Annotated in this window: 12 protein-coding genes; 8 read left to right on the forward strand and 4 right to left on the reverse strand. The window is 62.6% G+C overall.

The annotated features are described in order from the left end of the window. Window positions 1-145 precede the first annotated feature (145 nt). The 6 genes from QN224_RS02185 to QN224_RS02210 all read left to right on the forward strand — a co-directional run bounded on the left by QN224_RS02185 (window position 146) and on the right by QN224_RS02210 (window position 5,658). Window positions 146-1,228 carry an ABC transporter permease gene (locus tag QN224_RS02185; protein WP_173511035.1) on the forward strand — a complete coding sequence of 361 codons (1,083 nt, stop codon included), beginning with the start codon at window positions 146-148 and terminating at the stop codon, window positions 1,226-1,228. Beyond that, window positions 1,228-2,010 carry an ATP-binding cassette domain-containing protein gene (locus QN224_RS02190; RefSeq protein WP_283975376.1) on the forward strand — a complete coding sequence of 261 codons (783 nt, stop codon included), beginning with the start codon at window positions 1,228-1,230 and terminating at the stop codon, window positions 2,008-2,010. The genes QN224_RS02185 and QN224_RS02190 overlap by 1 nt, the downstream gene beginning before the upstream one ends. Further along, window positions 2,007-2,627, forward strand: coding sequence for a nucleoside triphosphate hydrolase (locus QN224_RS02195; protein ID WP_283975377.1), 621 nt, complete (start codon window positions 2,007-2,009; stop codon window positions 2,625-2,627). Before QN224_RS02190 ends, QN224_RS02195 begins: the two co-directional genes overlap by 4 nt. Before the next feature lie 208 nt (window positions 2,628-2,835). Next, entirely contained in the window at window positions 2,836-3,873 is a 1,038-nt protein-coding gene (pyrC, locus tag QN224_RS02200) for a dihydroorotase (RefSeq protein WP_283975378.1), read from the forward strand. A 78-nt stretch (window positions 3,874-3,951) separates the two neighbouring features. Beyond that, a complete protein-coding gene (locus tag QN224_RS02205; RefSeq protein ID WP_283975379.1) occupies window positions 3,952-4,650 on the forward strand; it encodes an orotate phosphoribosyltransferase in 699 nt (232 codons plus the stop codon). Window positions 4,651-4,731: 81 nt separating this feature from the next. Then, window positions 4,732-5,658, forward strand: coding sequence for a carbohydrate kinase (locus tag QN224_RS02210; protein WP_283975380.1), 927 nt, complete (start codon window positions 4,732-4,734; stop codon window positions 5,656-5,658). An 81-nt stretch (window positions 5,659-5,739) separates the two neighbouring features. Here the strand turns inward: QN224_RS02210 and pgi are convergent, their stop codons facing one another. Continuing rightward, window positions 5,740-7,365: a glucose-6-phosphate isomerase gene (gene pgi / locus QN224_RS02215; protein ID WP_283975381.1), complete on the reverse strand. Its 1,626-nt coding sequence runs from the start codon at window positions 7,363-7,365 to the stop codon at window positions 5,740-5,742. Window positions 7,366-7,666: 301 nt separating this feature from the next. Next, window positions 7,667-9,367: a long-chain fatty acid--CoA ligase gene (locus tag QN224_RS02220; protein ID WP_173511028.1), complete on the reverse strand. Its 1,701-nt coding sequence runs from the start codon at window positions 9,365-9,367 to the stop codon at window positions 7,667-7,669. A gap of 349 nt (window positions 9,368-9,716) precedes the next feature. Here QN224_RS02220 and QN224_RS02225 point away from each other — a divergent pair, with 349 nt between their 5' ends. Then, a complete protein-coding gene (locus QN224_RS02225) occupies window positions 9,717-10,919 on the forward strand; it encodes an MFS transporter (RefSeq protein WP_283975382.1) in 1,203 nt (400 codons plus the stop codon). Between the two features lie 181 nt (window positions 10,920-11,100). Beyond that, entirely contained in the window at window positions 11,101-12,279 is a 1,179-nt protein-coding gene (locus QN224_RS02230) for an AI-2E family transporter (RefSeq protein ID WP_283975383.1), read from the forward strand. Window positions 12,280-12,455: 176 nt separating this feature from the next. Here QN224_RS02230 and QN224_RS02235 read toward each other — a convergent pair whose 3' ends face one another. Both QN224_RS02235 and QN224_RS02240 read right to left on the reverse strand, forming a co-directional pair. Beyond that, window positions 12,456-13,121 carry a phosphoribosyltransferase gene (locus QN224_RS02235; protein ID WP_283975384.1) on the reverse strand — a complete coding sequence of 222 codons (666 nt, stop codon included), beginning with the start codon at window positions 13,119-13,121 and terminating at the stop codon, window positions 12,456-12,458. Window positions 13,122-13,125: 4 nt separating this feature from the next. Beyond that, window positions 13,126-13,785, reverse strand: coding sequence for a dienelactone hydrolase family protein (locus QN224_RS02240; RefSeq protein ID WP_283975385.1), 660 nt, complete (start codon window positions 13,783-13,785; stop codon window positions 13,126-13,128). Window positions 13,786-14,044: the final 259 nt, after the last annotated feature.

A 14,044-nucleotide genomic window follows, 5' to 3' on the forward strand; every position in this document is an offset into this window, starting at 1 on the left:
TTCGCATAAGCGCCGAGATCTTTGACATGGCGCGGAAAACCTGCGCAGTTTTTAGAGATTGCTGAAACTCGCCGAAATCATCGGCGGGGCCGCATCCGGCAGCAATGCACCCCCCTTGGGAGTGGGGTTCACGGGAGGAGTCTCCATGGGCGAGCCAAACACAGCCGCACAATCATCCCAGGAATTCGAAAAGGTCCTGGTCAACAGTTCGACGGAGGTGGCGTCCTTCGATACGCACGACAAGACGCCGCTTCAGAAGCTGCAGCATTTCCTTCATTCAAGTCCGGCCGCCGTACCGTTGATCGTGCTGGTTCTGTCGCTGATCGCCTTCGGCGCCATCCTCGGCGGCAAGTTCTTTTCCGCCTTCACGATGACGCTCATCCTGCAGCAGGTGGCGATCGTCGGCATCGTAGGTGCCGCGCAGACGCTCGTCATCTTGACGGCGGGCATCGATCTTTCGGTCGGCGCCATGATGGTGCTGTCATCGGTGATCATGGGGCAGTTCACCTTCCGCTACGGCCTGCCACCAACACTATCCGTTCTCTGCGGTCTCGGCATCGGGGCGCTCTGCGGCTTCATCAATGGCACGCTCGTTGCGCGCATGAAGCTGCCGCCCTTCATCGTCACGCTCGGCATGTGGCAGATCGTGCTCGCCTCCAACTTCCTCTATTCCGCCAACGAGACGATCCGCGCCCAGGATATTTCCAACAACGCGCCGATCCTGCAGTTCTTCGGTCAGAATTTCCGTATCGGCAATGCCGTCTTCACCTACGGCGTCGTCGCCATGGTGCTTCTCGTGGCCCTGCTCTGGTATGTGCTCAACCGCACCGCCTGGGGGCGCTATGTCTACGCGGTCGGCGACGACCCCGAGGCGGCCAAGCTCGCTGGCGTCAATGTCAAGGGTATGCTCGTCACCATCTACACGCTCTCGGGTCTCATCTGCGCGCTTGCCGGCTGGGCCCTGATCGGCCGTATCGGATCGGTCTCGCCGACGGCAGGCCAGTTCGCGAATATCGAATCGATTACCGCCGTGGTGATCGGCGGCATCTCGCTCTTCGGCGGTCGCGGCTCCATTCTCGGCATGCTCTTCGGCGCATTGATCGTCGGCGTCTTCTCGCTCGGACTTCGCCTCATGGGCACGGATCCGCAATGGACCTATCTCTTGATCGGCTTGCTGATCATCCTCGCCGTTGCAATCGACCAGTGGATCAGAAAGGTAGCAGCCTGATGGCACAGGAACCCATTCTCACCGCCCGCGGTCTCGTCAAGCGCTACGGTCGCGTGACCGCTCTCGACCACGCCGATTTCGATCTCTACCCGGGCGAAATCCTGGCCGTGATCGGCGACAACGGCGCCGGCAAATCCACGATGATCAAGGCGATCTCCGGCGCCATCACCCCTGACGAGGGCGAGATCCGGCTCGAGGGCCAGCCGATCCATTTCCGCTCGCCGATGGAAGCCAGGAAGGCCGGTATCGAGACGGTCTATCAGAATCTCGCCCTGTCTCCGGCGCTATCGATCGCCGACAACATGTTCCTCGGCCGAGAGATCCGCAAGCCCGGCATCATGGGCAAGTGGTTCCGCTCGCTGGATCGTGCGGCCATGGAAAAACAAGCGCGGGCAAAGCTCTCCGAACTCGGCCTGATGACGATCCAGAACATCAACCAGGCGGTGGAGACCCTGTCGGGTGGCCAGCGCCAGGGGGTCGCCGTCGCCCGCGCCGCCGCCTTCGGTTCCAAGGTGGTGATCATGGACGAACCGACGGCGGCGCTCGGCGTCAAGGAAAGCCGGCGGGTGCTGGAACTGATCCTCGACGTTCGCCGCCGCGGTCTGCCGATCGTGTTGATCTCGCACAACATGCCGCACGTCTTCGAGGTGGCGGACCGGATCCACATCCACCGCCTCGGCCGGCGGCTCTGCGTCATCAATCCGAAGGACTATACCATGTCGGATGCGGTGGCCTTCATGACCGGTGCCAAGGCGCCGCCTGGCGAGGCCCTTGCCGCATGAATCTGCATGCCCTGAGGGATGAGATCCTCCAGCGGGCGGTCGGCGCCGCCCGTTTCATCGTTGCCATAGCCGGTCCACCGGGCGCCGGCAAATCGACGCTCGCTGAAGCGCTTGCCGAGGCTCTAGCGGAAGTCGGCGAGAAGGCGGCGGTACTGCCGATGGACGGCTTCCACATGGACAATGCCGTTCTCGAAGAAAAAGGACTGCTTGCCCGCAAGGGCGCGCCCGAAACCTTCGACTTCAGGTCGTTTCTTTCGACGCTCACTGCCGTTCGCGCCAACGACGGCGAAGTCCTCGTGCCGATCTTCGACCGCTCGCGCGAGCTGGCAATCGCCTCTGCGCGAGTGATCGCGCCGGAAACGCGCATCGTTGTCGTCGAAGGCAACTATCTGATGCTCGACGAAGCGCCGTGGAACAGACTAGAAGGGGCCTTCGACCTTTCGATTTTCATCGATCCCGGCCTCGATATGGTCGAGCAGCGATTGCTGAAACGCTGGTACGATCACGGCTATGACGACGAGACCGCGAGGGTGAAGGCGTTCGGCAACGATATCCCGAATGCCCGGCGCGTTATAGGCAGCCGCCGGCCGGCCAGCCTCGTCATTCGGGATTTCTGAGGGGTGGGCTCGGAGCGGGATGAGGAAAAGTGTGCGCAGTTTTCCGCACGCATCCCGCTCTGCACTTTTCGAATCACCATTGTGTTTTGCGGCGCAATGATGATATCGAGGCGCGGTTTCACCACATGAAGTCCCGTTCATCGAGCGCATCGACCGGCCAGCGCGCCGCTCGCGCCGATCGGACGCGAGCATCGGGAGAACGCTGACCATGCAAGACCTCGTTATCCGCCGCCCGGACGATTGGCACCTTCACCTGCGCGACGGCGGCATGCTGCGCGGCGTGATCGCGGACACGAGCCGCCACTTTGCCCGCGCCATCATCATGCCCAACCTGGTGCCGCCGGTCGTGACCACCGCCGATGCTACCGCCTATCGCGAGCGCATTCTCGCCGCCGTTCCCACGGAGGATCGGTTCGAGCCGTTGATGACGCTCTATCTGACCGAAGGCACCGACCCGGACGACGTCGAGGCCGGCCACAGGCGTGGCCTCGTCAAGGCGGTCAAGCTCTATCCGGCAGGAGCGACGACCAACTCGCACAGCGGCGTTCGCGACATCGAGAAAGCCATGCCGGTGCTGGAGCGCATGGCCGAAATCGGTTTGCCGCTCTGCGTCCACGGCGAGGTGACGACCGCCGATGTCGATATCTTCGACCGCGAAGCGGTGTTCATCGAAACCGTGCTCGACCCGCTCCGCCGGCGCCTGCCCGAGCTTCGGATCACGATGGAGCACGTAACGACCAAGGATGGTGTCGACTACATCAACGGGTCCAAAGCCAATCTCGCCGGCTCGATCACGACCCACCACCTGATCATCAATCGCAATGCCATCCTCGTCGGAGGTATCAAGCCGCATTACTACTGCCTGCCGGTCGCCAAGCGCGAGAAGCATCGCCTGGCGCTGCGCGCAGCGGCGACGTCCGGGGATGCACGCTTCTTCCTGGGCACCGATTCCGCGCCCCATGTCGATCCGCTGAAGGAGTGCGCCTGCGGTTGCGCCGGCATCTATACTTCGATCAATACCATGAGCTGCCTTGCCCATGTCTTCGAAGAGGAGGGGGCGCTTGATCGTCTGGAGGCCTTCGCATCGTTGAATGGTCCCTCCTGGTACGGCCTGCCGGTGAACGAGGAAAGGATCACGCTGCGCAAGCAGGAACAGCCGGTCCGCTATCCGGCCAAGGTTGAGACCGAGGCCGGCACGGTCACCGTTTTCGATCCGATGTTCCCGCTTTATTGGGCCGTCGTCTGATTGGTGGGTTGTTTTGCCGCGTGACTGAATCCGAAAACCGGCCCCGCTTTTCGGGGTCACGCCAGGAAGGAGAGATTGATGTTTTCCAACGCGTTCACCGACAAGGCGGTGATGGCTGAACTGGTCGCGAAAATGCTCTGGGAGATCAAGGCGGTGCATTTTCGTGCCGACGAGCCTTACAAGCTTTCCTCCGGCATGGCGAGCCCTGTCTATATCGACTGCCGTAAGCTGATCTCCTATCCGCGCATCCGCTCTGCCGTGATGGATTTCGCCGCCGCGACGATCCTCCGCGAGGCCGGTTTCGAGCAGTTCGACGTGGTCGCCGGCGGCGAGACGGCCGGCATCCCCTTCGCCGCCATGCTTGCCGAGCGCCTCGGCCTGCCGATGATCTATGTGCGCAAGGCGCCGAAGGGCCATGGCCGCAATGCACAGATCGAAGGTCATATGCCGGAAGGCGCGCGTGTATTGGTCATCGAGGACCTGACGACCGCCGGCGGTTCGATGTTCAAGTTCATCGATGCGATCCGCGCGGCCGGCGGTGTGGTCGACCACGGCATCGCGCTCTTCTACTACGACATCTTCCCGGAAGCGCGCGGCAATATGAAATCCAAGGGCGTCGACCTGCACTTCATCGCCACCTGGCGCAACGTATTGGCGGTTGCCCGCAAGCAGGCGCTGTTCGACGACAAGACGCTGAACGAGGTCGAAGCCTTCCTCAACGCCCCGCTCGCCTGGTCCGGTCGCAACGGCGGCGTCAGCGCGCTCGCGGCCCAGTGAGCTTTCCGCTGGCTTTGGCGAGAGAACTGATTTAAATCGATTGAATAATCGAAAGAATGGTCGTTAAGGGAGGAAATGCGGATGATCGTTTGCTGCGGGGAAGCCTTGATCGACATGCTGCCGCGCGACACGGCGGCCGGGGAGAGCGCCTTTGCGCCCTATGCCGGCGGAGCGATCTTCAATACCGCCATTGCGCTCGGGCGGCTCGGCATCCCGACCGGCTTCTTCACCGGCCTTTCCGACGACATGTTCGGCGATATCCTGCGCGCTACGCTCAAGGCCGCGAATGTCGATTTCGGCCCTTGCGCGATCCTGCCGCTCCACACGACGCTTGCCTTCGTGAAGCTCGTCAATGGTCACGCGAGCTACGCCTTCTTCGACGAGAACACCGCCGGACGGATGATCACCAAGGACCACCTACCGGCGCTCGGCGATTTCTGCGAGGCTCTGCATTTCGGCGCGATCAGCCTCATTCCCGAACCGTGCGGCTCGACTTACGAAGCCTTGATGATGCGCGAGCACGAAAAGCGTGTGATCTCCTTCGACCCGAACATCCGTCCCGGCTTCATCAAGGATCGCGAGGCGCATCTCGGCCGCATGAACCGCATGGCGGCAATGTCGGACATCATCAAGTTTTCCGATGAGGACCTCGCCTGGTTCGGCATGGAAGGCAGTCATGACGAGCTTGCTGCCGAATGGCTGAAGCGCGGCCCCAAGCTGGTGCTGATCACCAAGGGTGCCGACGGCGCGGTTGGCTATACCAGGAACCACAAGGTCGAAGTCGCCGGTGAACGGGTGACGGTCGTCGATACGGTCGGTGCCGGAGATACTTTTGATGCCGGCGTGCTGGCGTCGTTGAAGCTCAACAACCTGCTGACCAAGAACAACGTGGCAAATCTCAGCGACGCGGCAGTCCGTCAGGCTCTGGCGCTGGGCGCCAAGGCCGCGGCCGTTACCGTCTCGCGCGCCGGCGCAAATCCGCCGTGGCAATACGAAATCGGACTGTGAGCTTTTCCGGGGCGTCCCGCCTCTCGGCGCGGATTCCTGAAAGCTGAAGGGGCGCGCCATCGCTGGCGCCCTTTTATTTGGTCAACGCGCGGCCTTCAGCAAGGCTGCAACAAGGCCGGCGGTCGAGGAATCGTGGCCCTCGGCGCTTTCCTTGCCTTCGACCACCGGCAGCAATCCGGTGGCCAATTCCTTACCGAGCTCGACGCCCCATTGGTCGAAGGAATTGATGTTGAAGAGCGCACCTTCGACGAACACGCGATGTTCGTAGAGGGCGATCAGGCGACCGAGCGCGAAGGGATCGAGCTGGTCGTAGACGAAGGTGAGAGACGGCCGGTTTCCGGTGAAGACCCGGTGCGGGGCGATCTTGTCGGCCTTGGCGTCATCCATTCCCTTCGACGTGAGCTGCGCCTTGGCTTCGGCAAGCGTGCGGCCCTTCATCAAGGCTTCCGACTGCGCCAGGCAGTTTGCCATCAGCAGCTGGTGCTGGTGACGCAGGTCCTTTTCGTGGCCATTGGCAGCGATCATGAATTCGGCCGGGATGATGTCGGTGCCCTGGTGTATCAGCTGGTAGAAGGCGTGCTGGCCGTTGGTGCCCGGTTCGCCCCAAACGACCGGACCGGTCGAGAATTCGACCGGTGTGCTGTCCATCGTGACGCCCTTGCCGTTCGATTCCATGTCGAGTTGCTGCAGATAGGCCGGGAAGCGCGCAAGGCGCTGGTCGTAGGGCAGGATCGCGCGCGACGGATAGCCGAGCACGTTGCGATGATAGAAGCCGATCAGGCCGAGCAGCATCGGAATGTTCTGACGCAGCGGCGCTGTGCGAAAATGCTCATCGATCGCGTGGCCGCCGTCGAGGAAGCGGCCGAAATTTTCCTTGCCGATCGCAATCATCAGCGGCAGGCCGATTGCCGACCAGATCGAGTAGCGTCCGCCAACCCAGTCCCAGAAGCCGAAGACGCGGGCCTGGTCGATGCCGAAGGCCGCGACCTTGTCGAGTGCAGTGGACACCGCCGCGAAGTGATGCCCGACCGCCGCTTCGCCGAGCTTGTCGGCGATGAAGGCGCGGGCAGTTGCCGCATTGGTCATCGTCTCGATTGTGGTGAAGGTCTTCGAGGCAACGATGAAGAGCGCGGTTTCCGGATCGACGAGCTTCAACGTGTCGGCGATATGCGCGCCATCGATGTTGGAAACGAAATGCAGCCGTGGACCGTCGTGGAAGGGGCTGAGCGCCAGCGTCGCCATCACTGGGCCGAGGTCGGAGCCGCCGATGCCGATATTGATGACGTCGGTGATCTCCTTGCCGGTGGCGCCCTTCAAAGCACCCGAACGGACGCCGTCGGCAAAGGCACCCATCGCGTCGAGTACCGCGTTGACGTCGGGCATCACGTCCTTGCCGTCAGCGAGGACCGGTCGGTTGCTGCGGTTCCTGAGCGCCGTGTGCAGCACGGCGCGGCCCTCGGTCATGTTGATGACGTCGCCGCGGAACATGGCGTCCCGCTTCTCTTCGACCTTCGCCGCCTTGGCGAGCGCTTCGAGCCCGTCCAGAATTCGGTCGTTCATCGAGCATTTCGAATAGTCGAAGAGTAGGTCGTCGAGCGTGGTGCTGAAGCGGGAGAAGCGGTTCGGATCGGCCGCGAAGGCGGCGCGAATGTCGGTTGCATTGGTCTCGCGTGCAGTGGCTTTCAGGTGTTCGACAAGCGCTTTCATCGCAGGCTCCTTGCATCGGAAATTGGCTGCGATAGCTAGTCGGTTTGTTTGCGGTAAATCAAGGGCATGTGTGCGCTGCAGCGAAAAAAGCCAACCGGCGGGCCCGCCTTCGCAGCGTCAGCCATGAAGCGCGCAGCGGTTTCTAGCTAGCGTGGATTGCCCCTCACCCTAGCCCTCTCCCCGCGGGCGGGGAGAGGGGACTAAGGCGGCGCCGCGAGTCTCCTTCGCCCCGCCTGCGGGAAGAAGGTGGCCGGCAGGCCGGATGAGGGGCTTTCCCCGGCTTTTGGGGGGCGAACGCGGTCTACCCGCGCAAATCCTTGCGCAGAATCTTGCCGACATTCGACTTCGGCAACTCGGTGCGAAATTCCACGTGTCTCGGCCGCTTGTAGTTGGTGAGGTTGGCGGCGCAGTGGCGCTTGACCTCCGCCTCGGTGAGATCGGGATCCTTGCGCACCACGAAGAGCTTCACGGCCTCGCCCGAATGCGGATCGGGGATGCCGATGGCGGCACATTCGAGGATGCCCGGGTGGGTTATCGCGACTTCCTCGATCTCGTTCGGGAAGACGTTGAAGCCGGAAACGAGAATCATGTCCTTCTTGCGGTCGACGATTTTCGTCAGCCCCTCGGAGTTCATGAAACCGATGTCGCCGGTGCGGAAAAAGCCGTCCGGCGAGATCGCCCTGGCCGTCTCGTCCGGCCGTTGCCAGTAACCGGCCATGACCTGCGGGCCACGGATGCAGATTTCGCCGATGTCGCCGACGGGCAGCGTGTTGCCGTCCTCGTCCCGAATCTCGACCTCGGTGGAGGGGAGCGGCATGCCGATCGTGCCGGTGAAATCGCCTGTATCGAGCCGGTTGGCGGTGGCGACCGGAGAGGTCTCGGAAAGCCCGTAGCCTTCATGGATCGGGCAGCCGGTCATCGCCAGCCAACGCTCGGCGACCGGCCGCTGCACGGCCATGCCGCCACCAAAGGTCAGCACGAGCGACGAAAAGTCGAGCTTCTTGAATTCGGCGTTGTTCATCAGCGCGTTGAACAGCGTGTTGAGCCCAGGGAAGATATTCGTCCGGTACTTGCCGAGTTCCTTGACGAAGGCGGGAATGTCGCGCGGGTTGGGGATGAGAATGTTGTTGCCGCCCGTCGAGAGGCCCATCAGCGAATTCACCGTGAGCGCGAAGATATGATAGAGCGGCAGCGCGCACATGAAGGTGAGGTTTTCCGGGCGCGCCTTGCGCCGGAAGGCGGTTTCCAGCCACAGCTCCATCTGCGCCATGTTGGACAAAAGGTTGGAATGGGTGAGGGTGGCGCCCTTGGAGACGCCGGTGGTGCCGCCGGTATATTGCAGGAAGGCGACATCGGACGGCGCCAGATGGGGTTTCGTGAGGCTCAGTTTCGCACCCTTGGCAAGTGCGGTCTTGAAGGAGATATGTCCCGGAATCGACCAGTCGGGCACGAGTTTCTTGACGCGCCGCACGACGAGATTGACGATTGCTCCCTTGACGCCGAGCATGTCGCCCATGCTGGCGACCACCACGTGTTTGACGGCCGTACGGGCGACGACCTGCTCGACCGTGTGCGCGAAGTTCTCGAGCACGAAGATCGCCTTGGCGCCGGCATCGACGAGCTGGTGCTCGAGCTCGCGCGGCGTATAAAGCGGATTGACGTTGACCACCGTCAGGCCCGCACGAAGGATGCCGTAGACGATGACCGGATTCTGCAGGATGTTCGGCAGCATCACTGCGACGCGATCACCCTTGGCCAGGCCGAGCGATTGCAGCCATGCGCCGATCGCGGCCGAATGCGTGTTGAGAGCGGCGAAGGTGAGCGACTTGCCCATGCAGGTGAAGGCCGGGCGCCAGGAATATTGCGCCACCGCATGATCGAAGAACTCGCCGATCGAGCGGTAGGGCAACGGGCCGATTTCGGCCGGCACGCCTGGCGGATAGGACTTGAGCCAGATTTTCCCTGTATTGGAACCCGCCTGCTGCGCGCTTGCTTCCGCCATGATCTCTCTCCCTCTGGTCGCCAGTGACCGGCCGTGCTCACGGCGAAGAAAAATCCCTCCCGATCTTCCTCTCCGTCGAAGATGAAGCTTTTACAGCGTCTCTTCAAGCCGTGAATCCGCTTATATGACTTTGACGTAAACGTCAACAATCGCGGCGCCTTGGTGCACCGGCAGAACGCACGAGATTTTGATATGCGCCGCAGCATAAATCCTTGCGGCAGTTGGCTAACAATTTATATTGCACCGCAATACACACCTCCCTGCGGCATCCTCGGTGCCGACGCCGTTCGCGGCATTTCCAGATATCGATTTTCGAGCAGCGGTTGAAGTGCCGCAGCAAGGCTGTTCCATGTCCGACGACGTCCTCCCCTCCACAGCTGTCATGCCACGCAGCAGGGTGTCGGCGGCAGAAATCGCGCTCGCAGTCGGCGGGTTCGGTATCGGTACCGGTGAATTTGCGATCATGGGTCTGCTGCCTCAGGTCGCCGAAGATGTCGTCGTTTCGGTGCCGAAAGCCGGCGCCGTGATCAGCGCCTATGCGTTGGGTGTGGTGGTCGGTGCGCCGTTGATTGCCGTTCTTGCCGCGCGCTTTGCCCGCTTTCACGTTCTTCTCGTCCTGATGGCACTGTTCGCTCTTGGCAACTTTGCAAGCGCCGCGGCCCCGGATTTCCACACGCTGATCGCGGCGCGGTTCCTCGCCGGGCTGCCGCACGGCGCCTATTTCGGTGTTGCGGCGCTCGTCGCTGCCGGCCTCGCCGCGCCCAACCAGCGGGCGCGGGCGATCGGCCGGGTGATGATGGGGCTGACGATAGCCACGCTTTTCGGCACACCGCTCGCCGCGTGGTTTGGCCAGGCGCTTGGCTGGAGGGCCGCCTTTGCCCTCGTCGGCGGCATCAGCCTGCTGACCATGGTCCTGAGCTGCCTCTACGTGCCGCGGGACAAGGGTGACCCTGAGGCAACGCCGCTTCGGGAACTCGGCGCGCTCGGAAAGTTGCAGGTCTGGCTGCTGCTCGGCATTTGCGCCATCGGCTGCGGCGGCATGTTCGCGGTCTTCAGCTACATCACCCCGGCGCTGACGGACGTCGCAGGCGTCCCCCTTGGGAACGTGCCGATCATGCTGTCCGTTTTCGGGGCCGGCATGATACTCGGCAACATCGTCGGCTCGCGGCTCGCCGACTGGTCGTTGCTGCCGACGATCGGCATTGCGATCGCCTTCAACATCTTCGCCTACATCCTGTTCTATTTCACCATGACGAACCCGTGGATGGCGATCGTCAACGTGCTGTTCATCGGCGGCGGTTTCGCCGTCGTGCCCGGCGTGCAGACGCGTCTGCTGGACGTGGCGGGCAAGGCGCAGACGCTAGCCGCAGCCCTCAGCCACTCCGCCTTCAACCTCGCCAACGCGCTCGGCGCCTGGCTCGGCGGTGTGTCGATCGCAGCAGGCTACGGCTGGACCTCGACGGGGCTGGTCGGTGCTGTTCTCGGTCTTGCCGGTTTTGCCATCTTCTTCGTCTCGGTTCTTGTCGACCGCAGAGGGCGGCAGGCAGCATAAGTTTGCGAAGAGACCCGAATTTTCGCGCGACGATCTTGAGTACGCCTAAATTTTTCTGTCATGTCCCGCCGCTAACGTCCGCGACCATCCCCTATCCATCGGAAACTGAGTGTCAACGCAGCAGATGGGCTGGCAAGGTCCGGGGTTTCATGTAAGGTTTCTAAAAGACGGAGGATGACAGGTGCAATTGGGCAATCGTGAGCGAGAAAACCTTCCCGCGGAGCCGAGGCTCTTCGGGCAGCCGGCCCATTCACGCTCTGCCCTTGTCCTGCCGATCTCGGCTGCCCGCTGGCTGCTCGTCCTCGTTCTGGTGGCAGGCGTCTATTTCTTCCATGGCTTCGTGGTGCCGGTGCTCGCCGCCGTCGTCATAGGCTTCGCGAGCTGGCCGATTTACCGTCGGCTGCTCCAGGCGGTCGATGGCAACCGCACGCTGGCGGCAACGATCGCCATCGTCGCCGTGGTCGCCTTCATCGTGGTGCCGATTTCGATCACCGCGGTCTATGCGGTGGACGAAGTGCGCGATTGGCTCGTCTGGGCGGTCGAAACCAATGCCAACGGGGCGCCGGTTCCCGCCTGGCTGACGACCATACCGGCGGCCGGCAGTTGGCTCGGAGAGCAATGGGTTAAATATGTCGGCCATCCCGGTGCGCTGGGCGAACTGGTGCAGCTCGTCAGCGGCTCCAACATCGGCAATATCTATCGCGGCGTGCTGGTGATCGGCGCGTCCGCCTTCCAGTCCTTCCTGACGCTGCTCTTCATGCTGATCACGCTGTTCTTCGTCTATCGCGACGGCCAGTCCTTTTCGAAGCAGCTCGACCATCTCGGCGAGCGGATTTTTCCGATGCGCTGGGAGCGTCTGTCCCGAGTGGTGCCGCTGACCATCAGTTCGACGGTGACCGGCATGGGCATCATTGCAATCGGCGAAGGCATCGTTCTCGGCGTCGCTTACTGGCTGGCCGGTGTCCCGTCGCCGGTGACGCTCGGCATCATCACCGGTATCATGGCAATGGTGCCAGGCGGCGCACCTCTCTGCTTCACGCTGGTGTCAATCTATCTCGTGGCGAGCGGTTCGCCGGTGCAGGGAGTCGCGCTCTTTACCTGGGGCACGACAGAGCTGTTCATCGTCGACAAGACGCTCAGGCCGAAACTTGTCGGCGGACCGATCAAGTTGCCTTTCCTGCCGACCTTCTTCGGCCTGATCGGCGGCGTGAAGACAATGGGCTTCCTCGGTCTGTTCGTCGGCCCCGTGCTTATGGCGCTGCTCGTCGCCATCTGGCGGGAATGGTTGCACGAAGTGACCACGCAGCCCGAGCCGCCGGCCGTCAACCAAATCTCGCGGGGCGATGTGTCGGTGAAGTGACCGTTGCCGCAGGTCGCGACTTAGACGAACGATCGGCAATCAGCCGAGCGAAATACCGATAGTCGCCCTCGTCTACGCAGTGCGTTGTCGGAGCGCCCGGCCGGGTCGCCAAGGGCTGAGGGACCGCAGCGATGACGCCTTCGGCGCGGGCGTGACGATCGGCCGTTGCTACTTGCTCAAGCCTCGCCTTCGCGAGCCTCTTCGAGCAGCCGAATGACCTCTTCGTCCGATGTCTGGTCGAAGTCGATATAGTGGATGCCGACAGCCCGGAACGGATCCGGTGTTTGCAGACAGATGACTTCGTCGGCCTCCGCTTCGAGTTGCTCGAGGGCCTCGCCGGCTGCGACCGGAACAGCAAGAATGATCTTGCCGGTTCCCGCTTTGCGCAACGCCTTCAATGCGACCTTGACAGTGCCGCCCGTCGCGACACCATCGTCCACGACGATCACCGTGCGGCCCGCGGTTGGTGTCGGAGGTCGATTTCCTTGATAGATCTCGCGCCGCCGCTCGATCTCGGCGAGTTGGCGGCGGCTTTCGGCCTCAATGTAGGCAGCCGAAGGACTGACGATGCGCATCGCCTCCTCGTTGTAGACGAATTGCGGATCATTGCCGTCCACCACAGCGCCGATGCCGTATTCGGAGTGTCCAGGCGCGCCGATTTTGCGCACCAGAACCAATTCGAGCGGTGCGTGCAAGGCTTTGGCTATCTCGAAAGCCACGGGCACGCCGCCGCGCGGCAATGCCAGGATCAACGGCTCCGATTGGGCATGTTTCGCCAGAACGTCCGCGAGTTGCCGTCCCGCATCCCGGCGATCTACAAATTTCCGCGGGGGATAATCCATGATCTCATGTCCTTCCTGGAGTGCTGCCGAGATGGATCAGGAACCAGTCTGTCGCATGCCGGATCACCTGATCCATCGTGCCGGGCTCCTCGAACAGATGGCCCGCGCCATCGATGATGATGAGCCGCTTCTCGCAGGCGAGCGCGTCGAAGGCGCGTTCGTTCACGTCGATCACCGGCCCGTCGAGGCTTCCGACGAGGAGGAGGGTGGGGGCGCGAACCTCCGGCAGAACCTGCATGGCAAGATCGGGGCGGCCACCGCGTGATACGACCGCGCCTACGTCCGGCTCGGCGTAGGCTGCCTGCAGCGCCGCGCCGGCTCCCGTGCTCGCGCCGAAGTAGCCGACCGCCAGATGCGAAGCCTCGGAAACCTCGGAGACCCAACGCCTTGCGGCGACGAGCCGATCAGCGAGGAGATCGATGTCGAAGACGTTGCGCCGGTCCTGTTCTTCGTCCGGTCGCAGGAGATCAACGAGAAGTGTCGCCAACCCCGCTTCCCGCAGTGCCGCCGCGACGCGATTGTTGCGAGGGCTGAAGCGCCCGCTTCCACTGCCATGGGCAAAGATCACGAGGCCACTCGCGCCGGAAGGGACGCCGAGAAAAGCCTCGATCCCCGGGGGCTCGATTCTTACGGATTGTACATCATCAGGTGTCGAGAAGGCCATTTGCTCACTCTCACAGCCGCAGCACGCGTTCTGGTGTCGTTTCGTCGCTAGATCCTGTTCGGCCAACCCGATCCGGTGTCCCCTGCCGGAGCATCCCGTATGCTGGAGCGTCCTTTGTGCATTCATTTGAACGCACGGCGCTCTCGGGGCATCGTTCCGGCCTCTCTCAGGAGTTGACGCACGTCCCCTCGTCGAATCCCGCGCCTTTCCAATCGCCCGCGGTCTTGTGCTCCAATCTCCGCAGAGGTCGATTGTTCCC

This window comes from Sinorhizobium sp. 7-81 (assembly GCF_030124405.1).
GTDB lineage: Bacteria > Pseudomonadota > Alphaproteobacteria > Rhizobiales > Rhizobiaceae > Sinorhizobium > Sinorhizobium psoraleae.